Raw genomic sequence first — 21,746 nt, 5'->3', positions numbered from 1 at the left:
TGCCGTATGGTTGCCGCGACGTTACAGCGACGGCATGTTGCAACCGATCTCCTGCTTGTCGCCGAAGGCCTTCTCGGTCTCGGCCGCGGTGTTCGACGTATCTCTCACCACGTCGAAGAAGTCGTACTTGTCGGTGATCTTCGACTTGACCTTGACGACCACCGAAGGACGCACGAGCTGGTGATCCCAATCGCGGTAATAGAACGGGAAAGCGCGGTCCGTGTTCTTCCACTTCTCGAGCTGGGTGACGATGGCCTTCGAGTCCGTGGACTTCGCCGCATTGATCGATTCGAGCAGAGAGCGCATCGCGATCCAGCCTGACCACGACTTGTCGGAAGGCGGCCGGCCGTATTTCTTCTCGAAGTCGGCGGTGAATTTCTGCTCGGCTGCGGTGTTCTTCGGGTTGTTGTAATACCAGGGCTTCACGTAGATGCCCGCCGATGCCTGCGCGCCCACGTCCCAGAAGTCCGTGTCGGTCACCGCGACGGCCACGTACGGGATCTTGTCCTTCATGCCCATCTCGTTCCATTGCTTCAGGAAGTTCGAGAAATCGCCGCCGACGAGCCCGCCGAGCACGACATCCGGCTTCGCCTGTCTGATCTTCAGAATGTACGAGCTGTAGTCCGCGGTATTGACGGGCACTTCATCGACACCAACTTCGCTCATGCCGTTCTCTTTCAGCCGACCGCGCGCCGAACGCAGAATGTCCTGGCCGAATGCATACGATGGCGTCAGGAAATAGACCTTCTTGCCGATCTGCGACAGATACGGCATGACGCCGGCGATCTGAACCGGCACCGTGGCCTGGGTGCGGAACGTATAGCGGCTGCAATCCTTGCCGGTGATCTCACTGGCGGCGGCGCCCGGCAGTATCAGCGGAATCTTTGCGCGGTTGGCGACGCTCATCATCGCGAGCGCGGACGAGCTGTAATTGCCGCCGACCACCGCGACGACCTTGTTCTCGCCGACCAGCTTCTGCATGTTCTGCTGCGAGACCTGCGGATTCGGCTCGTCGAGCCACACGAGTTCTACCGGCCGGCCCAGCACTTTTCCGCCGGCCTGTTCGAGTGCGAGCTCGCTGCCGCGTTCGAGGAATTGACCGATCGAGGCGCCGGGGCCCTGCTTCGAATAAATGAGTCCGATGCGCACAGGATCGCTGCCCTGCGCGAGCGCCGTGGCGCTGCAAGCCAAACCCATTGCGATTGCGAGAAACGAGCGAACACCTACCCGCCCGCGCGGATTGCGGAAAATCATGACTGTCTCCTGTTTAGGGGCGGCGCCGGCCTTCAAGGTCACGAGGCGCCGTGGAGCATGAGTTGAACGACTGCTCTCTGGTTATGCGTGCGGCTGTGAATCTGTGATCAGGCGATGTACGGCTTGCCGTAGACCGGCTCCTTGTACGGAATCGGCGGCAACTGCCACGTGCCGGTCGAAGGCGGCCTGACTTCGGCGTCCACGTGTACGTCGATCACGCAGGGCCGCCGGTTCCTGAGCGCCTGCTCCACAGCATTGCCAAGGTCCTGTGCACGCGTGACGGTCATGCCATCGGCGCCGCACGCGCGCGCCCATGCGGCGAAGTCGGGGTTGTAGCGTTCGCCGGTTTGCCCCTTGTAGAAGGCCGTGCCGATCTCGCGGCCATCGAACAGACCGTATTGCAGATCGCGAATCGCGCCCCACGCGAAGTTGTTCCAGATGATCCACACCACCGGCAGGTCGTATTCGACGGCGGTGCACAGCACGTACGGCGTCATCGTGAAGCCGCCGTCGCCGACCACCGCGACGCACGGCCGGTCAGGCGCGGCGAGTTGCGCGCCGAGCACGCCACATACGCCGAAGCCCATCGACGAATAACCCCAGCTGTTCAACATGCTCTGCGGGCGCTTCGGCTTCCAGAACTGCATGAACCAGTTGTGATGCACGCCTGAATCGAGCGACAGAATGACATCGTCGGGAAGCGCTTTCTGCAACGTGCCGACCACGAACTCTGGCCGCAGCGGGCTCGTGGAATCGCTGAAGTGCGGACGCACGAACGCTTCCCACTGACGCACCCAGCCGAGCACTTCTTCGGCCCACGGCGCGTAGCGCCTCGCCTCGATCGCCGGACGGCCGGGCAGCGCATTGAGCAACTGCCGCGTGAACACTTTCGCATCGGCGACGATGCCGACCGTCACCGCATAGTTGCGCCCCAGTTCGTTCGGATCGATATCTACGTGCACGAGCCGCGTCTTCGGGAAATTCCACGAGTAGCCCGGATGCCAGCTCGACGACGAACGGTCGTCGAAGCGCGTGCCGATCGTCACGACGAGGTCGGCCTGGCGGCCCGCCTCGTTGGCGGCATACGCGCCGTTGCGGCCGATGAAGCCGAGCGTCAGCGTGTCGTCCGCCGGCACGCAACCCATGCCGTTCGGCGACGTGATCACCGGAATGCGCAGCGTCTTCTGCAATTCGGCCAGCTCCGGCCCCGCTTCGGCGAGCGTCGCACCATGGCCGATGAAGAGCACCGGCTTGTGCGCGGCGGCGAGCAGATCCAGCACGGCGGCAAGGTCGGCGTCGCTCGCGCCGGGCCGCACCCGGCGGCCGATCTGCGAGGCGGGCGGCAATTCGACATCGGCCTCTTCCTGAAACACGTTGTACGGTATGTCGAGATTCACCGGACCGGGACGGCCCGTAACCATCGTGTCCATCGCCTGACGCAGCGCGAGCGGCAGCATGTCGACGCGCGACGGCTGGAACGCGCGCTTGACGACCGGCCGCATGACCTGCGCGAAATCCGCCTGGTTGTGCTGATAGAGTTCCTGGAACGGCCCGCGATTGTGCTGCGACGTCGGCACGTTGGCGCTGATCGCCATGAACGCCGAGGAATCGGCCAGCGCGGTGGCGAGCGACATCACCATGTTCGCCGAACCGGGGCCGGTGGACGTCAGCGTCGCGACCGGACGGTGCTTCACGCGGAAGTACGCATCGGCCATGTGTCCCGCGCACTGCTCGTGACGCGGGGAGATCAGTTGCAGTTTGTCGCGCACGTCGTACAGGGCATCGAGAATCCCGACATTGCCATGACCACAGATGCCGAACACGTACGGCACGTTTTCCTTGACCAGCGTCTCGGCGATCAGTTGACCGCCCTTCATCATCGGCATTGCATCGTCCCCTTCATGTACTCAGCGTGATCAAACGTTCTTCGCTCATCTCCCGCACCGCGTAGTGCGGCCCTTCGCGTCCGAAGCCGGAGTCCTTGCTGCCGCCGTACGGCATCAGATCGACCCGCGAACTCGACGTCTCGTTGATGTGCACGCCGCCCACGTGCAGGCGGCGCGCCGCTTTCAGCGCCACGTCGAGGCGGTTCGTGAAGAGCCCGGTCGCGAGCCCGTACGGCGTGGCGTTGACGCGGTCGATCGCTTCGTCGAGCGTGTCGAACGGCACGAGCGACATCACCGGGCCGAACACTTCCTGGCAACTGACCTGCGAGGCGGGATCGACGTCGGCCAGCAGCGTCGGCGGCACGACCGCGCCGTCGCGCGCGCCGCCCACCAGTCGGCTTGCACCTCGTGCCACCGCATCGTCGATCCAACGCTCGATGCGCTCGGCCGACGCAAGGCTGATGACGGGGCCGACCAGCGTCGCCGGGTCGCGTGGATCGCCGAAGCGCAGTTCGCCCACCAGTCCGGTCAGGCGCGCCTTGACCTCCGCGAGGCGGTCGCGTTGCACGAGCAGCGTCTGGATCGACGTGCAGACCTGTCCCGCTTTGCGGTAGCCTGCCGCGACGATTTTCGGCAGCGCCTGATCGAGGTCGGCGTCATCGCCGACGATCGTAAACGCGATGCTGCCGAGTTCCATCTGCGTACGGCGCAGGCCCGCGCGCTGCTGGATCGAACGTCCGACTTCGGTACTGCCCGTGAACGCGAAAAAGCGCACGGCGGGCTCGTCGATCAGCCACCCCGCCACTTCCGCACCACCGTGCACCACCGTAATGAGTCCCGGCGGCAAACCAGCTTCGAGCAGACTCGACGCCATCAGATTCGCGAGCGTGGGCGTATGCGTCGAAGGCTTCAGCACGACGGCGTTGCCGGCTGCGAGCGCGGGCGCGACCTTGTGCGCGACCGTGTTGAGCGGCGCGTTGAACGGCGTGATTGCGCACACCACGCCCAACGGCACGCGAATCGTGAAGCCGAGGCGGCCTGCCTGCTGCGGCGCGCCGTCGAGCGGCACCATGTCGCCGGCCAGCCGGCGCGCTTCTTCCGCCGAGAGCCTGAAAGTCTGCAGACAGCGCTTGATCTCACCTTGCGCATCGGTAAGCGTAAACCCGCCCTCCGTCTGCAATGCGCCGACGAGCTGCTGCGAATCGCGTTCGAGCAGCGCTGCGGCGCGCTCGAGCACGGCGCCTCTTTCATACGGCGTCAACGTCGATGCCGCAAAGGCACGCTGCGCTGCCGCCACCGCGATGCGCACCTGGTCCTGCGACGCGAGATGCAGGTTCGCACATCGCGTCAGCCGGTATTTGTCGAGCACCGCGATGCGTTCGACGCCATCGGCCCACTGGCCGTCGATCAGGAGTCGTACCTCAGGCAGGGCAGTGAATGATTCGGTCATCGAAATTAGGCTCCATGCGATAGCAAGCAGTGTAGAGGCGCGGTTTCGCGAGCAAAACTATTGTTTTCCGAGACCACCTATACGGTCAGCTTATGGCCGAGCGCGTGCCGCGCCGCGATCACGCCGAACACCAGCGCCGGGCCGAGCGTGATGCCGGGGCCAGGATACGCGCCGTTCATCACCGAGTGCATGTCGTTGCCGCACGCGTAGAGGCCGTCGATCGGCGTGCCGTCGGCGCGCAGCACGCGCGCATGCGCGTCGGTGACGAGGCCGGCGGCCATGCCGAGATCGGCGGGAAACACGGCGACCGCGTAGAAAGGGCCGTGCTCTATCGGCGCGACGCAGGGATTGGGCTGGCGGTCCGCATCGCCCAGATGACGCTGGTACATGTTGCCGCCCCGGCCGAATTCGCCGTCGCGGCCTTCTCCTGCATCGACGTTGAAGCGCTGCACGGTTTGCACGAACGCCGCACGCGGCACGCCGATGCTGTCGGCTAGAGCATCCAGCGTGTGCGCCTTCCTGAGGTAGCCGCTCGCGACGTCGCGCCGGGTCGATAGCGCGAATGGGCGCACGCGGCCGAGCCCGTATTTCCAGAGAAAGCGGCTATCGCAGACGAGCCATGCGGGGATCGCAGCGTCGGCATCGCGAAGCTGGGCCCGCACAAACTCGTGATAAGAAACCGCCTCGTTGACGAAACGTTTGCCGTGCCGGTTCACAGCAATCAATCCCGGCTTCGCGCGATCAGTCACGGTGTGAGGGAATACGGCTGAAGACCCGTCTTCCCGTTGCCAGCAGGACACGGGTACCCAGAAAGCCAGCGCATCGTCCACGCCTCGCGATGGTGGGCTCAATGCAGCGCCCGCTGCCTGCGCGAGGCGAGCCCCGCCTGCCTGCACACCTGCGTTTGCGGTAGCGGAGCGCTGTCCCGCCTGGGCGGGCACGAACGACGCGCGCAGTGCCATATCGTGCGAGATGCCACCTGTCGCGAGCACCACGGCCCGCGCGCGCACTTCCTTCGCGGTCCCGTCGATTCGCAGCCGCAGACCCGCGACCCGGCCACCATCCAGCACGAGGCGATCGACCTGCGCGTTCAGCACGATTTCGACGTCTAGCTCACGCGCCGACTTGAACAATCTGGCGGCGAGCGCATTGCCGAGCACGAGCGTCGTCCCGCGATGGGCGCGCAGCCGCTCCCGCGCGTATCGGCCGATCAGCTTGAGCACGTCCCACGTGGCGGCCGGCGATTTGCCGAGGCGACGCAGCTTCGGAATGTCCTCGCGGCTGATCATCATGCCGCCGAACAGCATGAATTCGGGCAATGGATCGCGCAGCAGTGCGAAGTCCTTGCCGAGTTCGCGGCCGTCGAAGGGAACGGGTTCGAGCACGCGTCCGCCGGGCGTCGCGCCGGGAAGATCGGGATAGTAGTCGGGATAGCGGCGCACCGGGCGCAGCTTTAGCGCGGTGTGGGCTTCGAGGTCGCGGATCGCCGCGTCGCCTTGCTGGAGAAAGGCCTGCATGCGTGCGTCGTTCGTCGCGCCCGGCACCGTTGCTTCGATGTAGCGACGCGCCGCTTCCTCGCTATCGTCGAGGCCCGCGTCCTTCATCTTGTGGTTCGCGGGAATCCAGACCATGCCGCCGGAAATCGCCGTGGTGCCTCCAACCCGGCTGGTGTGCTCGAGCAACAGCACGCGATGTCCTTCCGCCGCGCCGATGGAAGCGGCCGCTAGCCCCGCCGCGCCCGCGCCGACCACAATCAGATCGTAGTTTTCGTCTGTCATGGAGACGCAGTGTAAGCGCGTGAACCGCGAGCGCGGGACTACCGATTTCCGATGGCGGTTATCGCTTTCTGCTATGGCTGCGGGTGTTGCGTGGCGAAAGCGGTGGAGAGATTGGTAACGAGGCGGAGCGAAACGGCGTGGCGTTTGCAGGGAGGCACGCGGCGCGTGCCCCTATGCCCAGAGAATGTGCGCTCGAATTCAGGCCAGGCCGAATACCTCGGCCGCGCAGTAACGAAAAGCCCGCTGCCGATACTCGACCGGCGAGCAGGCTTCCAACTTTCGATCAGAAATCGATCTTGGCATTCAGGCTGACCGTACGCGGATCGCCCGGCGCAATATAGTTTTCGTACTGGAACATCCAGTAGCGGCGATTCGTGATGTTATCGATCGCCGCGCGCAGCGTCACGTCGTGGCCACCGATGCGAGTCATATAGTTCGCACCGACGTTCACGAGCATATAGCCGCCCGTCTGCAGATTGCCCGCCGGACGTACTTCCATGTTGCCCGTGTATTTCGTATCGGCGCCCACCTGCAGGCCCGGCACGAACGGAACATCGTAGGTCACGCGCGCAGCGGCAACGAACCGCGGTGCACCGGCAACGCGGTTGCCGTTATACGTCTGCCCCTTCGCGTACCACGTGTCGAGCAGCATGACGTCGCCCGCCACCTGCCAGCTGCGGCCCAGGCGCACGCTGCCGCCCGCTTCCATACCCTGATAGATCGACGTGCCGTCCTGCGTCAGCACGTGCTGGTCGTTCTCATACGTGGCGCCGCGCTCGATACGGAACAGCGCGGCATTCGCGCTCCAGCTCCCGTGCTCGCTCTTGATGCCGACCTCATACTGGCGCGAGCGCAGCGGGTTCAGCAGCGCCCCGGCGTTCGCGTAATTGCTGGCGACGGTCGTCCCTTGCTCCAGCGACTCCACGTAGCTCGCGTAGACGGTCGTGTTCGGCTCGAGCTTGTACATGAGCGCGAAGGTCGGCGTGACGACGCCATTGTGTCCGTACGACGACGCCAGCGAGCCGTTCACGTTGTACGTCTCCTGATCGTAGTTCGTGACGCGCACGCCCGCGAGCACCGACCAGCGGCTCGTCAACTGGATCGTGTCGCTCGCAAACACCGATTTCTGCGTGATCTCGCTCGCGCGGTACTTGTCGAGACCCGCGCCAGAGTAATAGCGCCACGGATTCGGCTGGAAGAGGTTGCCGTTGCCGAGTTCGAAGTAGTACGAAACAGCGCTGTAGTCGTTGGTCTGATGCTGCCACGACGCGCCGAGCACCAGTTGATGCATGAACGGGCCGGTCTTCACCTTGCCTTCGAACATCCCCTGCCAGTAAATGTCCTGGTGACCTTCGTCGCCGTTCCAGCGGTTGTCGGTGTAGTCGCCCGCCTGGTTGAGCAGCGTGAGCGTGCTCTCGTTACGGTCGCGCGTCGACTTGCTGTAACTCAGCGACGTATTGAACGACCAGTCCGGCGTGATCTGGTAGCGCACGCCTCCCGTGTAAAGCTGAAGGTTCGTGTTCAGATGCTGATCGGTGCCGCCCAGCAGATTGCTGCCGCCGCTGATCGTCGCGGGCAGATTCGCCGCCGTGTAGCTGCCCGTGTAGATCGCCGGCGTCCCGCCGCTCGAACGGCTTTGCTGATAGATCGCATTGAAGTAGACGGCGAGGTCGCGCGTGAGCTGGCCGTCCAGCGCCAACGCTACCGAATTGCGGTTGATGTCGCCGGCGTTATAGGTCTTGCCCGCCTCGTGCGTGTAGTTGATGCGCGCGCCGAACATCCCGTCCGGGCCGAAACGGCGGCTCAGGTCCACATGCTGGCTCAGCACGCCGTCCATCCGATAACCCAATGAGGCGCTCGTCACCGGTTCGGCCGCAGGTTTTTTCGTCACGTAATTGACGACGCCGCCTGGTTGCGCGAAACCATACATGAATCCGCCGAGGCCCTTGAGCAATTCCACCCGTTCCAGATTTTCATAGGGCATAGTGATGCCGTATGAAATGAACGGATTGCCGTCGATACGAAAGCCGTTTTGCCAGTCGATCGGCAGGCCGCGAATCGTGATGTATGTCGCCCACGCGTTGTACGCGTTGCTGCTGTCGGTCACCGAAGCGTCGCCCGCGAACACGTCGCCGAGCTTGTTGGCCTGGCGGTCGGCGAGTTCTTCGCCGGTCACGATGGTGGTCGAAAACGGCGTCTCCAACTGCGAGCGCGAGCCGAGCGCGCCGGCCGAAATCGGCGTATTCAGATGCAGCGGCGAGTCTGCCTGGGCAGCCGCCGTCACTTTGACGGCAGGCAATGCCTGTTCGCCGCGGCCCGCCTCCGGCGCGCCCGCTGTCACGCCGGAGGCGGCAGCCGGCACCGCGGCGTCGGCATTGGCGTTGCTCTGAGCAAAGGCATGCTGAGACGCGGCGGCAAAAGTCAGCCACGCGGCAACGTGCAGAGGACGGTAAGGCATGAGCCCGGTACGGCGTTTGGTTTGTTGATTTTTCATGTCTGACAGGACCGAGGCGTCTGCGCCTCACGTTGTGAATGGGAATCATTCTCAAAGGCGCGATACTAGCAAAGCGGGCGTCCATTTAAAAGCCTTACGTTGCAATTCGATTGCCTTACGGCCTCTTAAAAGCGCCGCATGGCCCGCCACGCGGGTTTCCCCCGCTCTTCTGACCCGGATGACCCGCCCCCGCACGAACCCCCACTCGGCGAAGGGGTATAAAGTCTGACGAAATGGGGAAAACGAACTTTTCGTGGTCCCGACCGACGCCCCCCGCGCACACCGCCACCAATCCCACGCTTCTTCGATCCACAGCGACTTTTCAGCCGATACGGCTCATGGCTCGTTCATGCGCAGCGAGTCAATTTATTGATTCGGATTCCTTTTAATGTGTCATTTGACCTTGCCAGACGGCGAGGAAATTTCTATGATCCTCAAACGCGAATCAATCTCATTCGCACCTGAGTCGCCTATCACGCTGCCGGCGTTCTACTGTGTCCGTTGCGTGACGCTCGTGTTTTCCGTCCATCGTTGATGGCATCCCAACATGGTCCTACCCGGTCAAAGAGGAAACTCAATCATGAGTACAACGAATATCTTCCATGAGCACGAGCCCCGTACTGCAGGTGCGGGCTCCGTTGCCGGGACGAACCCGGCGGTTCTCGATTTCATCGCGATCGGTCTGGGCCCGTTCAACCTGAGTCTCGCGTGTCTCGCCGATCCGATCCGCGATCTGCACGGTCTTTTCCTCGAACGCAACGAAGACTTCGACTGGCATCCCGGCATGCTGATCGACGACACCACGCTGCAAAATCCCTTTCTGGCCGACCTCGTCAGCCTCGCCGATCCGAAGAGCAAGTTCAGCTTCCTGAACTACTGCAAGCAGGAGGGCAAGCTCTACGCGTATTACATCCGTGAGCGCTTCTATTTGAGCCGCGAGGAATATAACCGTTACTGCAAATGGGCAATCAGGCAGCTTTCCAGCATCGCTTTCGGCTCTAGCGTGGAGAACGTCGAATACGATCGCGAGCGCGCCCATTACGTTGTGAGCGGGCGTCATGTGCGCACCGGTGAAGTCTTCGCGCATCGCGCGAAGCGGCTCGTGGTCGGCGTGGGTTCGGTGCCGCAACTGCCGGCCTGTTGCGACGAAATGCGCGAGCGCTGCATTCACAGCGCGCATTACGTGGCGTGCAAACACGAATTGCAGCAGAAGCGGTCGATTGCGGTGATCGGCAGCGGCCAGAGCGCCGCCGAAATCTTTCACGATCTTCTCAAGGAAAGCGATAAGTACAACTATTCGCTCACGTGGATCACGCGTTCACCGCGCTTCTTCCAGATGGAGAACACCAAGCTCACACTGGAAATGATCTCGCCCGACTACATCGACTACTTCTACAACCTGCCGCGCAATGTGCGCGAAAGCATCATTGCGAAGCAGGACAGTCTCTACAAAGGCGTGAATGCTTCGTTGATCAACCAGATCTACGATCTGCTCGATGACCGCCGCAGCCGCGGTCATCGTAACGCGCGGCTCATCACAAATTCGGAGCTGACCGGCTGCCATCACGATCACATCGACGACCGCTACCATCTGCACTTCGTGCAGCGCGACGAGGGCGTGCAGTACACGCACATCACCGACGGCGCGATCTTCGCGACCGGCTACCGGCAGAATGTGCCGGGTTTCATCGACGGCATTCGCGAGCGCATCCGCTGGGACGATAACGGGCATTACCTCCTGTCGCGAAACTATGCGATCGATGTGAACGAACGCGATATCTTCGTCCAGAACGCCGGGCTTCTCAGCCACGGGCTGACCAATCCCGACCTCGGCATGAGCTGCTACCGCAATTCGTGCATCCTGCGCGAACTGACCGGCGTCGAGCACTACAAGATCGAGCGGCGCATCGCGTTGCAAGATTTCTCGGTGCCCGATACGGAGGCGTTCGTGAAAGCGCCTTTGGAGGCGCGATGAAATTGCGCAACATGATCATCCTCATGACGACCTTCGCGGTCGTCAGCGACGCGATCCTGATTCCGTTTTATCCGCAGTTCTTCGCCGCGCGCTACGGCGTGACGAGCCCTGTGCACGCGGGCGCCTACGTGGCGTTCATTTCGATCGTCGTGATGCTGACGTTGCCCATCTGGGCACGCATCGCCAAACGGCTCGACGCCATGCATCTTCTCGTCTATACGCAATGCGCAGCCGGTGTGCTTTCGATGGCGAGCTACTGGGCGTCGACACTGCCGCTCTTCTGGGTGCTGTCGCTCGCGATGTTCATGTGCAAGAGCAGCTATCTGCTGATGTACCCGTACATGATGCGGCTCGAGCCGAAGGAGTCCCACGCGCATACGATCGGGCTGCTATCGGTGGTCGTGCACTTCGGCGCGATCGCGGGCGCTGTTGCGGGCGGCTTCGTGATGCAGGTCTGGAACGCGCACACCTGCATCTTCGCGATGGCCGCCGGCGACTTCGCGCAGATGGCGATCTGCATGTGGCTGATCCGCTCGCACGCCATCGCACGGCGCTGCCGCTTCGCAGACGAAGCGACCGCTCAGGCTGGGGACGCGCGTCCGAAGCTGAGCACACGGTTGCCGATTTTGCGGCTCGCGTTGTTGATGCTTGCGTTCGACTTCTGCGTGTACCTGATCCGGCCGTTCATGTCGTCCTACTGGCAAAACACGAGCGGCTCGCCGAGCGAGTTGCTCTCCGGGCTCGTTTTCGCGATTCCCGGCATGGTCGCACTCGTCGCGTTGTATATCAACAAGCACACCGCCGGACAAGGCCGGCGCCTGCCGGATCAGATGATCCCGAATCTGCTGCTTTGCACCGTGGGCATGCTGCTGCAAGGCGTCGAAGCACCGCTGTGGATCATCGTCGGGCGCGTGCTGTTCGGCTGGGCGTTCTTCCAGATCGTCGTCAAGCTCGACGTGACGATGTTCGCGCTCAGTACGCCCGCCTCGTATGCGACCGACTTCAGCGTGATCAACTTCTTCCAGAACCTCGGCGTGCTGCTCGCTTCGTTCGCCGCCGGCGCAATCGTCGATGAAATCAGCTTGCGCGCGCCGTTCTTCATCGCGTCGGCGGGCCTCTTGCTGTGCGCGCTCATGAGCATCTGGCTGCTCGAGCGCCGGCCCGCTCGCGACACGCAACATACCGCGCTCGCCGATGCCGCGCTTTCCAACGACCTTGCCAACACAGGAGCCACCGGCCATGCGAACTGACATCGCCTCCGACGAAATCGCACTGCGTGCGGCCGCGCCGTTATCTGCCGCGCGACTCGCAGATAACCCCGCGAACTCGCACCACGCAACGCTCTGCGCAACGGTGAACGGCTTTTACATCCGCCCGCTCGACGTCAAACGCGACGCGCCCACGCTGCACCGCTGGTTCATCGAAGAGCGCGCCGCCTTCTGGAACATGCAGGACAAGAGCGCCGACCAGGTCGCCGCGTTCTATCAGGCCATCGAAGACTCCGGTCACGCACGTGCATGGATCGGCAGTCAGCATGGCGCGAGCGCCTTTCTCTTCGAGAGCTACGACCCGGCGCACGACGAAGCGGGCGAGCACTACGACGTGCGCGACGGCGACCTCGGCATGCATCTGTTCGTCGGACCTGCCGCGACGCCCGTGCCCGGTCATACACGCCGCGTGTTTCAGACGCTGATGACGTTCCTGTTCGACCACCTCGACGCCGAGCGCATAGTCGTCGAACCGGATGCGCGTAACACGCGTATCCACGCACTCAACCGCGCGATGGGCTTCGTCTATACGAAGAACGTCGCGTTCCGCGAGAAAACCGCCTCGCTCGCGTTCTGCACGCGAGCCGACTTTTACGCCACCCTTCAAAAGACTACCGCAAAGGATCTCAAGTCATGACTCAACCGACGACGCAACCTTCGATGCAACACGTGACGCTCGCCCCGCAACAGGCCACCGTGCATCTCACGCCCGACGTATGGGCTAACGCCAACCGCATGCTGGTTCGCAAGGCGCTCGCCGAATACGCGCATGAGCTGATCGTCGAGCCGACGCGAATCGGCGACGCGCCCGGCGAACACCATGCCCGCTACGAAGTGAAGTCCGACGACGGCACGAGCATCTACAGCTTCGAAGCACGGCAACTCGCGCTGCGTCACTGGAGCATTCGTCCGGAGTCGATCGTGTGGACGCGGGACGGTGCGCAACAACCGCTGGACGCGCTCGCCTTCATCCTCGACGTAAAGGGTCGTCTCGGCATCAAGGAAGAGATGCTGCCGATCTATCTCGACGAAATCAGCAGCACGCTGTATGGCGCCGCGTACAAGGCGGTTAAAGTTGGCCCCGATACGCCCGATCTGCTGAACGCCGACTTCCAGGCCATCGAAACCGCGATGAGTGAAGGTCACCCAGGCTTCGTCGCCAACAATGGCCGCCTCGGCTTCGACGCGGGCGACTATCGCGCGTTCGCGCCGGAAGCAGGTTCGCCGATTCAGGTCGTATGGCTCGCGGTTCATAAGGACAACGCCGCCTTCCATTGCAGCGACGACCTCGACTACGCGCGCCTCATGGACGACGAACTCGGCGCGCCAACCATCGCGCGATTCAGGGAGATCGTGGAAGCGAGTGGCTGTAACTTCGACGACTACCATCTGATGCCGGCTCATCCGTGGCAGTGGTTCAACAAGCTGTCGATCGCGTTCGCGTCGTACGTCGCGACGAATCGCATCATCTGCCTGGGTTATGGCGACGACCGCTATATCGCGCAGCAATCGATCCGGACGTTCTTCAACCTCTCGGACCGCTCGAAGCGCTACGTGAAGACTTCGCTGTCGATTCTCAACATGGGATTCATGCGCGGTCTTTCGCCGTACTACATGTCGGGCACGCCGGCGATCAACGACTACATCAAGGGCCTCGTCGCGAGCGATCCCTACTTGCAGCAGAAGGGTTTCACGATCCTGCGCGAAGTCGCGTCGCTCGGCTTTCGCAATCGCTATTACGAAGCGGCCGTGCAAGTCGACAGTCCTTACAAGAAGATGTTTTCGGCACTCTGGCGCGAGAACCCGCTGACACTCGCGGGCGAAGGCCAACGCCTGATGACGATGGCGGCGCTGCTGCACACCGACCGCCACGGCCGCGCGCTGCTGCCCGCGCTCATCGACGCGTCCGGACTCGGCGTGCAGGCGTGGCTCGAGCGCTACCTGAACGCGTATCTCGCGCCGCTCGTACATTGCTTCTACACGCACGACCTGGTGTTCATGCCGCATGGCGAGAACCTGATCCTCGTGATGGAGAACCACGTGCCGGTGCGCGCGATCATGAAGGACATCGCGGAGGAATCCGCGATCCTCAATAAGGACGCCACGCTCCCCGACAACGTGAAACGGCTCGCGGTGGATGTACCTGAACGCGTAAAGCTGCTGGCGATTTTCATCGACGTGTTCGACGGATTCTTCCGCTACGTCAACCAGATTCTCGTCGAGCACGGCTGCTGCAGCGAGGATGTATTCTGGAACTCGGTGGCAAGCTGCGTCGCACGCTATCAGGCAGAGCATCCGCAGCTCGCGCAGAAGTTTGCCGAGTACGACCTGTTCGCGCCGGAGTTCCTGCATTCGTGCCTCAACCGTCTGCAGCTCGGCAACAATCTGCAGATGGTCAATCTGTCGGACCCCGCTGGCAATCTGAAGATGGCGGGCAATCTCCAGAACCCGCTCGCGGGTCGGCGCGCGGCACCGAAGGAAGTCGCAACGGGTGCGCTCGCGGAAGCAGTTGAGGCATAAGCATGACGGCGAACCGCACACTGGAAGATCTCCTGCGGCTCGCCGCACGCGTAGTGCCTGGCTTGCGCGGGGTGGTCGCAGACTGCGCAAGCTCTTCGCCGCCTCGCAACGACGAGTCCGCGCGTGGCGCAACGCACTTTCGCCCTCCCCGTCGCGACGGCAATCGTGTTGCGCTGGAAGCGCTGCTCAGTTTCTGGACCAAGGGATATCCCGAAACCGGACGTGCGTACTGGTCGTTGCGCTGCTGGGGCATTCTGATCTGGCAGCCGATTTACCTGAGCGTGATCGGCGTCCACGCAGCGCAGCGCGCGCTGTCGCTCGATCGCATCGAGCAGCCTATCGAGAACGGCTGGACCCGCGAAGTGCGATTGCCCGACCACGTGCCGGCGCAGGGCGATCCCGACACACTGATCGACCGCGCCGCGAGTGAGATTGCCGCCTGCTGCGCGCAGATTTTCGACGAACTGTCGAGCGTCATCCGGCTCAATGCTCACGCCGCGCGGTGCATGCAGGCCGATTGCGTGCTGGCGGCGCTGCTCGCTTTGCGACCCACGCACCCCGGCTGGAGCCACGCGCATATCGAAGCGCTCGGCGAGCGTTGGCTCGGGGCGCTCGCACTCGCAGGCCGCGGCGGCTTTTTCGCTTACGCGCGCAGCGACGGCGCGAGCGCGCTCGCGCTCGATCGCCAGACCTGCTGCTACCACTATCGCCGGCGCGATGGCGAACTTTGCAGCACGTGCCCGCGACTGGAACAACGCGAGCGCATCGTGCGCCTGAATGCGGAACGGGATGCCATGCCGGCCGCGTGAACGCGAACGCACGCGTACCTGGCATCCAACCGAAATGGAAACGACCGATGAACGACATCAGCAACATGACGCATCTCGCGCCGCCGTCCGATGCGCAAGACGCGCAGCTGCAACTGCCGGCAAGCGCCTATTTCGACGAAGCGCTGTTCGAGCGCGAAATGGCGCGCATCTTCACGAACGCCGCGCTCTATGTGGGCCACGAACAGTCGGTGCCCGCGCCTGGCGACTGGCGCCGTCTGCCGCAGGAGGAAGGCGGCCGCGTCCTCGTGCACAACGCGAGCGGCGTGCAGTTGCTCTCCAACGTGTGCCGTCATCGCCAGGCGCTGATGCTGGGCGGCGAAACAGGCGACGTGGGCGGCGCCGCGCAGTCGAGCGGCAATCTCGCCGCGACCGGCGGCAACATCGTCTGCCCGCTGCATCGCTGGACCTATGACGGCAAGGGCGAACTGATCGGGGCGCCCGAGTTCGAACGCAAGCCTTGCCGTAATCTCGAACGCTTCGCACTGAAGAATTGCCACGGACTCCTCTACGAAGGACCGCGTGAACCCGCGCGGGATATGGCCAAAGTGTTCGCGCGCCCCGAATTCGATTTTTCCGGCTATGTGCTCGACCATACCGAAACGCACACCTGTCATTACAACTGGAAGACCTTCATCGAGGTCTATCTGGAGGACTATCACGTCGCTCCGTTTCATCCGGGGCTGGGCAAATTCGTGACCTGCGACGACCTCGATTGGGAATTTGCCGACACATACAGTATGCAGCGGGTCGGCATACATAACGCACTCGCGCAGCCGGGGTCGGATATTTATCGAGCGTGGCACGACCGGCTGCTCGACTATCGCGGCGGCGACGCGCCCTCGTTCGGCGCAATCTGGCTCGCGTATTTTCCGACGCAAATGATCGAGCTTTATCCGCATGTGCTCGTGGTGTCCACGCTCCATCCGAAAGGACCGCAGGAAACGCTGAACGTCGTCGAGTTTTTCTATCCGGAGGAAATCGCGGCATTTGAGCGCGAATTCATCGAGGCGCAGCGCGCCGCGTATCTGGAAACAATGATCGAAGACGATGAAATCGCCGAACGCATGGATGCGGGGCGCCTGCGTCTGCACCGGCGCGGCGTGAGTGACGCTGGACCGTATCAATCGCCGCTCGAAGATGGCATGCGCCACTTTCATGCGTGGTATCGGCGTGCGCTCGCCGCGCCTGCCGCGAGTTCGCTGAGCGGGGAGCATAAGGTGTTTGAACTGCGCGTCGTCGAGGATTCGGTGTGCTGAGGGCCGGGTGCGTAGTGTACGTGACGGCGATTGCTTCGCCGATCTTGCATACGGACGATCCGCCGCCGGCACGCGACGCTCCGGTGCCGCATGGAAGCGCGTGTCGTCGAGGCATGCGCTAACTGACAAGGAAGCCGCCCAAGGCAGCGGCACTGTATCTCCATCGCGCATGCCCGCATGATCCAACTAGAACGTAGTACGCATGCCGACCATCACACTGCGGCCGCCCTCTGGCGCGATATCCCGGACCACCGAACTTGCATAGCGGATCTCCTGATTCGTGAGGTTGTCTCCGCGAACATACGCAAGCCAGTTCGTTGCGCCGACGTGGAACTTATACGTCAAAATCAGGCCCAGCTTCGTATAGCTCGAAGTCGGCAGATCGTTGTCAGGGACGCGATTCTGGGCCCACGCATGCTCCATCTCCGCACGAGCGCCGAAGGGTCCGTAGCCATAGTCGACCGCGAGCGTCGCGCGCAGCGGCGCAATGCGAGGCAGCGCCTCGCCGTTGTCGAGGTCGCGAGCATGCGTGTAATCGGCAACGAGTTCGACGTCCACCTGGTGCGCGCCTTTCTCGAAGACGCGCCATCTGCCGTCGAGTTCGATGCCATAGAACTCCGCGCGCACGCCGCGATATACCGCTTCGTTCAACGCATCGTCGGTACCGCGCGGCACGACTTCGCCGTCGTCGTTGACGAGACGCCCCGTGTTGAATTCGGTCAGATAGTTCTTGAAGCGGCTGTAGAACACGCCAACGCTACCCTTGTTCGGGCCACTCGCAAAGCGCAATGACAGATCGGTCGACACGGCCTTCTCTTTCTGTGCATCCGGATTGCCGATCAGATACTGGCCCGTCGCATCGTGCGGCCCGTTTGCATAGAGTTCGTACAGCGCCGGCGCGCGCTCCGTATAGGCGGCATTGCCCGCCACCGACCACACTGGCGACAGTTTGTACAACGCACCGAGCGACGCGCTGAGCGCATTGAAGTCGCGGTCTGTCGCACTCGCGAACCTGTCGTTGCCGTTGGCCACGGGGTCCTGTTTTACGTGCTCGTAGCGTGCGCCCGCGCTGAGCTTGAAAGCGTCGGTGACGTTCCACTCTTCCAGCCCGAACAGCGCCACGTTGGTGGTCTGCGTGGTCGGGACGAGCGCTTCGTCGCCTAGCGCCGAAAACGTGTTCTGGCTGATCTGCACACCCACGGCACCCTCGAACGGGCCGATCTGCCGATGACGCGCTTCGATACGCGCTTCATAGCCATGGTTGCGAAAGGTCGTGCTGGTCTCGCCGTTGTCGATCTCCCTGTGCTCGTAGTCCGTGTAGCCGAAATCGAACTTCAGTTGCGAGAACGGCCCGCTCAGATTGCGTAACTCCGAGGCGAATGCTACGTGGTCCTGATGCATGCGAAGCCGCACGTTGTCTTCTGCGACCGAGCCGTAGTTGCCGTCGTAGCCGTTGTACGACAGACCTGCATAGCCATCGGCCCAGGTGTACGCACCGCCGAGCGCGCCGCCATGCCACCGGCCGTCGCTGTTTGGAATGCTGCCGTAGGCCTCGTCGGCATCCGGGCCGTCGAGCGCGCGCTGGCGATCGGAGTGCGCGAAACCTGGAATACGTTGCGTGCCGGTGTCCCGATCGAACGCATCGACGTGAAATGCAAATTGCCCATTGCCTCCTTCGACGAGGGCCGCGCCGGCGCGCGCGTCGTTGGCCCCGCCGTAGCTCGCGTCGACTGCACCCGTGACGCCGGTGATCGGCTCGCGCGGAATACGGTTGTCGATCGTATTGACGACGCCACCGATGGCGTTGCCGCCATAGAGAAGTGCCGCGGGCCCTCGGACGATCTCGACGCGATCGACCGTGAGGGGTTCCTGCGGCACGGCGTGGTCGTACGACAGCGACGATGCGTCCCAGGCCGCCACCCCGTTCTGCAGAATGCGGATGCGATCCCCATCCATGCCACGGATGATCGGACGACCCACCATCGGCCCATACGTCGTCGTGGACACGCCGGGCAGGCCGTTGAGCGTTTCGCCGAGTGAATTCGTTTGTCTGAAGGTGAGCGCGTCGCCGTACAGCGCAGTCGCCGGCGCGATGAGGTCGGTCGAGCCCAGTGGGTTCGCGGTGACGAAGACGGGCGCAAGCGCGCCCCCGGGCAATGCCTCCGGCGTCGCATTCTGTTGCTGGGCTTGCGCAGCGAACGCGAGCAAGGCCAATGAAGCAGGCGATAGCCGGCGGGCCCGCCGCGCGATGGAGCGTATAGGTTGTCTGTTCACGATCTTTTTCTAAGGGTTGACTTCGACCCCGGCGGCGCGTCGAATCGAAACGATATAACATTGCACAGAACCGCCGCCATGTGGTCGACAAAATTCCTGAAGGGTGGTCTCTTCCTCAGGTTACGGAGCTGTATGTTATAACATTACATTTAAGAAAAGAAGAGTGATCGTCGTTCGTATTTGTGCGCGCGGCGGCGCCCTTGAACGGGTAAGCGCAAGCATGCATACGCCCGCGCGTCTCTTCAGGGAGGAGACCTGCTCGAATTTCGGCCAGCGGCGTCAACAGGCGTTGCCTTGTCGAAACTGTGGCGAAGCTGATGTTGGACGGACTCGTTGTGACGGCCAAACATCCGCTTTCTACCCGCTCGTCATGAAATCGGGATTTTCCGCGACGATTTTCAGGAGAAAGTCCATCACTGCCCGGACATGGGGCGAACGACGCAAATCCCGATGCACGGCCATCCAGATGTCCCGTGAAAACGATTCGCCATCGTGTGGCAGGCGTTGCAGATTCGCACTCGTCTCCGCCAGAAAGCAAGGCAAGCCAGCTACACCCGCGCCTGCCTGAGTCGCGGCGAGGTGGCCCGTGATATCGCTGATCTCGCAAGCAATCGGTCTGCCGTTTGCAACGCTCATCAACCACTTTTGCTGGGGCATCTCCGCGAAGCCGGCATCGTAGACGATGAACTCCCAGGCAGCGGGATTATGCAAATGCGGATAGTCCCGGCTCGCGTACAAGTCGAAAGGCATACGCCCGAGCTTGCGTATTACGCTGGTCGCTTCATCGGGACGAAGCAGCCGTAAGGCGATATCCGCCTCTCTTCGGCTGAGCGAAACCTGCCGTGCGTCGCCCGAAACGGACAACTGGATGCTGGGATGGGCAAGCCGGAAAGCCCGCAGATGCTTCACCAGAAAACTGGCTACGAGCACCGGTGGCGCGCTCAGCGTGACTTTGCCGCTCAGCGGGGAAAGGCTGGCATCGAGGAATCGCTCGATCGCGTAGGCGTTGTCCTCCATGCCTTGCGCCAGTTCGAAAACACGCTGCCCGGCCGGCGTGAGCTTGCAGGCTCTGGGAAGCCGTTCGACCAGGCGAGTCTTGACCTGATCCTCGAGTGCGCTCAAGCGGCGGCTCACGGTCGCGTGATCCACCTTCAGTTTGCGTGCGGCCCCTGACAACGTACCGATGCGGGCGACCGCCAGGAAATGACGAATATTTTCCCAATCGAACATCTGTGCATTTTCTCAAGGACGGTGTGCGGTGATGTGGAATATTCGCACAAAGCTATTCTGCCTAACATCGATACTCGTTCAATCGATCGGGGTCGTTCCAGATGAGCATGTCCATGAGCCGCAATCAACGCGGCACGCTCGCCGCCGCAGGGCTGGGCTTCGTCGTCGTCCTGCTCGATGTCAGCGTCGTGAACGTGGCACTCGACGCCCTCAGAAGCCGCTTCGCGACAGACGTGACCGGCCTGCAATGGGTCGTCAACGCGTACACGCTGGCGTTCGCTTCACTTCTTCTCACCACGGGCGTTCTGGGCGACCGTTTCGGCGCAAAGCGAGCCTTCACCGCAGGGTTCACCGTGTTTACGGCGGCGTCGATCATGTGCGGAATGGCCAACTCGTTGGCGCTTCTGGTGATCGCGCGTGTCGTGCAAGGGATAGGCGCCGCGCTGCTCGTACCCAATTCGCTGGCCATGCTGCGGCAGGCCTTCCCCGACACCGAGCAACGAAGCCGCGCGGTGGGATGGTGGGGTGCGGCAGGGGGCATTGCGCTGGCCGCGGGCCCCGTCCTCGGTGGACTGCTGGTCACTCATGTCGGCTGGCGCAGCATATTTTTGCTCAATCTGCCCATCGGCATCGTGGGGGCGGCGCTCACTCTGCGTCATGCGGCCGACGCACAACCAGCGCCTGGCCGAAGCATCGATCTTCCCGGTCAACTGGCTGCAATCCTGGCGCTAAGCGCTTTGACCGTGTGCATCACGGAAGCAGCCCATTTTGGATTCGATCATCCGCTGGTCTATGGCGCGCTGCTGCTTGCCGTGATCTTCATGCTGGCTTTTGTCTGGGTGGAGTCGCGCAGTACGCAACCCATGTTCCCGCTGGCGCTGTTTCGAACCGCCACGTTTGCCACAGCGTCGGCCGCCGGTGTCATCGTCAACTTTGCGTACTACGGTTTGATCTTTGTTTTCAGCCTCTTCTTTCAGATCGAGCAGCATCTGTCCGCCCAGAGGACGGGACTCGCATTCTTACCCATGACCGTTGTGCTGATGGCGGTGAACATTCTGGCGGCCCGCCTGCTCAACCGGCTCGGCGCAAAGAAACTGATGATCGCGGGGATGGTGATTGCCGCGTCGGGTTACCTGCTTCTCCTGCCAGTCAGTCTGAACGGCTCGTACCGGTTGCTGATCGTGCCAATGCTCATTGCCGCGAGCGGGATTGCGCTCATGGTGCCGACCATGACAAACCTCACGTTGTCGTCCGTGGAGGCGTCCCGATCCGGCATCGCATCGGGCATATTGAACGCCGCGAGGCAGGTAGGCGGCATGCTCGGCGTGGCGGTCTTCGGGTTTTTCGTGCGCGATCCCCGCCCTGATGCGTTCATGCGAGGCATGCATCTTTCCTTGATGACCGCCGCAGCGTTGCTGTTGGCCGGCAGCGTGATGTGTCTGTACGGAATTCGATCACCACGCGCCAAATGCATCGAGACCGCATGCGACATTCTGGCCTCGGACTGATAAGACCGTCCCCAGACGATCAC

14 protein-coding genes are annotated in these 21,746 nt (G+C 62.7%); 7 read left to right on the top strand and 7 right to left on the bottom strand.

What is annotated here, in order from left to right:
• Positions 1–21: 21 nt before the first annotated feature.
• The 5 genes from PQQ53_RS04065 to PQQ53_RS04045 form a co-directional block, all read right to left on the bottom strand.
• A complete protein-coding gene (locus PQQ53_RS04065; protein ID WP_408152225.1) occupies positions 22–1,254 on the bottom strand; it encodes an ABC transporter substrate-binding protein in 1,233 nt (410 codons plus the stop codon).
• 107 nt (positions 1,255–1,361) lie between these two features.
• Positions 1,362–3,140, bottom strand: coding sequence for a thiamine pyrophosphate-binding protein (locus tag PQQ53_RS04060; protein ID WP_408152224.1), 1,779 nt, complete (start codon positions 3,138–3,140; stop codon positions 1,362–1,364).
• A gap of 13 nt (positions 3,141–3,153) precedes the next feature.
• Positions 3,154–4,590, bottom strand: a complete 1,437-nt coding sequence (locus PQQ53_RS04055; RefSeq protein WP_408141147.1) for an aldehyde dehydrogenase family protein — start codon at positions 4,588–4,590, stop codon at positions 3,154–3,156.
• 77 nt (positions 4,591–4,667) lie between these two features.
• The gene (locus PQQ53_RS04050) at positions 4,668–6,368 is read right to left on the bottom strand and encodes an FAD-dependent oxidoreductase (protein WP_408141146.1); all 1,701 of its coding nucleotides are present in this window, start codon (positions 6,366–6,368) and stop codon (positions 4,668–4,670) included.
• 283 nt (positions 6,369–6,651) lie between these two features.
• The gene (locus tag PQQ53_RS04045) at positions 6,652–8,862 is read right to left on the bottom strand and encodes a TonB-dependent siderophore receptor (RefSeq protein ID WP_408152223.1); all 2,211 of its coding nucleotides are present in this window, start codon (positions 8,860–8,862) and stop codon (positions 6,652–6,654) included.
• Between the two features lie 580 nt (positions 8,863–9,442).
• Here PQQ53_RS04045 and PQQ53_RS04040 point away from each other — a divergent pair.
• From PQQ53_RS04040 to PQQ53_RS04015, 6 genes are read left to right on the top strand one after another with little or no spacing between them, the layout of a single operon-like run.
• Positions 9,443–10,837: a lysine N(6)-hydroxylase/L-ornithine N(5)-oxygenase family protein gene (locus PQQ53_RS04040; RefSeq protein ID WP_408152222.1), complete on the top strand. Its 1,395-nt coding sequence runs from the start codon at positions 9,443–9,445 to the stop codon at positions 10,835–10,837.
• Positions 10,834–12,087 carry an MFS transporter gene (locus PQQ53_RS04035; RefSeq protein WP_408152221.1) on the top strand — a complete coding sequence of 418 codons (1,254 nt, stop codon included), beginning with the start codon at positions 10,834–10,836 and terminating at the stop codon, positions 12,085–12,087. Before PQQ53_RS04040 ends, PQQ53_RS04035 begins: the two co-directional genes overlap by 4 nt.
• On the top strand, positions 12,077–12,742 hold the full coding sequence (locus tag PQQ53_RS04030) for a GNAT family N-acetyltransferase (protein ID WP_408141142.1): 666 nt from the start codon (positions 12,077–12,079) through the stop codon (positions 12,740–12,742). The genes PQQ53_RS04035 and PQQ53_RS04030 overlap by 11 nt, the downstream gene beginning before the upstream one ends.
• Positions 12,739–14,625: an IucA/IucC family protein gene (locus tag PQQ53_RS04025; RefSeq protein ID WP_408152219.1), complete on the top strand. Its 1,887-nt coding sequence runs from the start codon at positions 12,739–12,741 to the stop codon at positions 14,623–14,625. The genes PQQ53_RS04030 and PQQ53_RS04025 overlap by 4 nt, the downstream gene beginning before the upstream one ends.
• Positions 14,626–14,627: 2 nt before the next feature.
• Complete coding sequence (locus tag PQQ53_RS04020; protein ID WP_408152218.1) at positions 14,628–15,434, top strand: siderophore ferric iron reductase; 807 nt, start codon at positions 14,628–14,630, stop codon at positions 15,432–15,434.
• A 47-nt stretch (positions 15,435–15,481) separates the two neighbouring features.
• Positions 15,482–16,711, top strand: a complete 1,230-nt coding sequence (locus PQQ53_RS04015; protein ID WP_408152217.1) for an aromatic ring-hydroxylating oxygenase subunit alpha — start codon at positions 15,482–15,484, stop codon at positions 16,709–16,711.
• A gap of 186 nt (positions 16,712–16,897) precedes the next feature.
• Here PQQ53_RS04015 and PQQ53_RS04010 read toward each other — a convergent pair whose 3' ends face one another.
• Both PQQ53_RS04010 and PQQ53_RS04005 read right to left on the bottom strand, forming a co-directional pair.
• Positions 16,898–18,985: a TonB-dependent receptor gene (locus PQQ53_RS04010; RefSeq protein ID WP_408323331.1), complete on the bottom strand. Its 2,088-nt coding sequence runs from the start codon at positions 18,983–18,985 to the stop codon at positions 16,898–16,900.
• Positions 18,986–19,342: 357 nt separating this feature from the next.
• The gene (locus tag PQQ53_RS04005) at positions 19,343–20,215 is read right to left on the bottom strand and encodes a LysR family transcriptional regulator (RefSeq protein WP_408323330.1); all 873 of its coding nucleotides are present in this window, start codon (positions 20,213–20,215) and stop codon (positions 19,343–19,345) included.
• A gap of 113 nt (positions 20,216–20,328) precedes the next feature.
• Between PQQ53_RS04005 and PQQ53_RS04000 the strand changes: the two genes are divergently transcribed.
• Complete coding sequence (locus PQQ53_RS04000) at positions 20,329–21,723, top strand: MFS transporter (RefSeq protein WP_408323329.1); 1,395 nt, start codon at positions 20,329–20,331, stop codon at positions 21,721–21,723.
• The last annotated feature ends 23 nt before the right edge of the window (positions 21,724–21,746 follow it).

It is taken from the genome of Paraburkholderia strydomiana (genome assembly GCF_046030495.1).
Taxonomy (GTDB): domain Bacteria; phylum Pseudomonadota; class Gammaproteobacteria; order Burkholderiales; family Burkholderiaceae; genus Paraburkholderia; species Paraburkholderia strydomiana_A.
The sequence above is the reverse complement of the archived record's forward strand: the minus strand, read 5'-3'. Positions and strand labels throughout refer to the sequence as shown.

Bases quoted from the DNA above. Each gene is read 5' to 3' on its own strand.
- PQQ53_RS04065 (WP_408152225.1), bottom strand. From the start codon at position 1,254: ATGATTTTCCGCAATCCGCGCGGGCGGGTAGGTGTTCGCTCGTTTCTC.
- PQQ53_RS04060 (WP_408152224.1), bottom strand. From the start codon at position 3,140: ATGCCGATGATGAAGGGCGGTCAACTGATCGCCGAGACGCTGGTCAAG.
- PQQ53_RS04055 (WP_408141147.1), bottom strand. From the start codon at position 4,590: ATGACCGAATCATTCACTGCCCTGCCTGAGGTACGACTCCTGATCGAC.
- PQQ53_RS04050 (WP_408141146.1), bottom strand. From the start codon at position 6,368: ATGACAGACGAAAACTACGATCTGATTGTGGTCGGCGCGGGCGCGGCG.
- PQQ53_RS04045 (WP_408152223.1), bottom strand. From the start codon at position 8,862: ATGAAAAATCAACAAACCAAACGCCGTACCGGGCTCATGCCTTACCGT.
- PQQ53_RS04040 (WP_408152222.1), top strand. From the start codon at position 9,443: ATGAGTACAACGAATATCTTCCATGAGCACGAGCCCCGTACTGCAGGT.
- PQQ53_RS04035 (WP_408152221.1), top strand. From the start codon at position 10,834: ATGAAATTGCGCAACATGATCATCCTCATGACGACCTTCGCGGTCGTC.
- PQQ53_RS04030 (WP_408141142.1), top strand. From the start codon at position 12,077: ATGCGAACTGACATCGCCTCCGACGAAATCGCACTGCGTGCGGCCGCG.
- PQQ53_RS04025 (WP_408152219.1), top strand. From the start codon at position 12,739: ATGACTCAACCGACGACGCAACCTTCGATGCAACACGTGACGCTCGCC.
- PQQ53_RS04020 (WP_408152218.1), top strand. From the start codon at position 14,628: ATGACGGCGAACCGCACACTGGAAGATCTCCTGCGGCTCGCCGCACGC.
- PQQ53_RS04015 (WP_408152217.1), top strand. From the start codon at position 15,482: ATGAACGACATCAGCAACATGACGCATCTCGCGCCGCCGTCCGATGCG.
- PQQ53_RS04005 (WP_408323330.1), bottom strand. From the start codon at position 20,215: ATGTTCGATTGGGAAAATATTCGTCATTTCCTGGCGGTCGCCCGCATC.
- PQQ53_RS04000 (WP_408323329.1), top strand. From the start codon at position 20,329: ATGAGCCGCAATCAACGCGGCACGCTCGCCGCCGCAGGGCTGGGCTTC.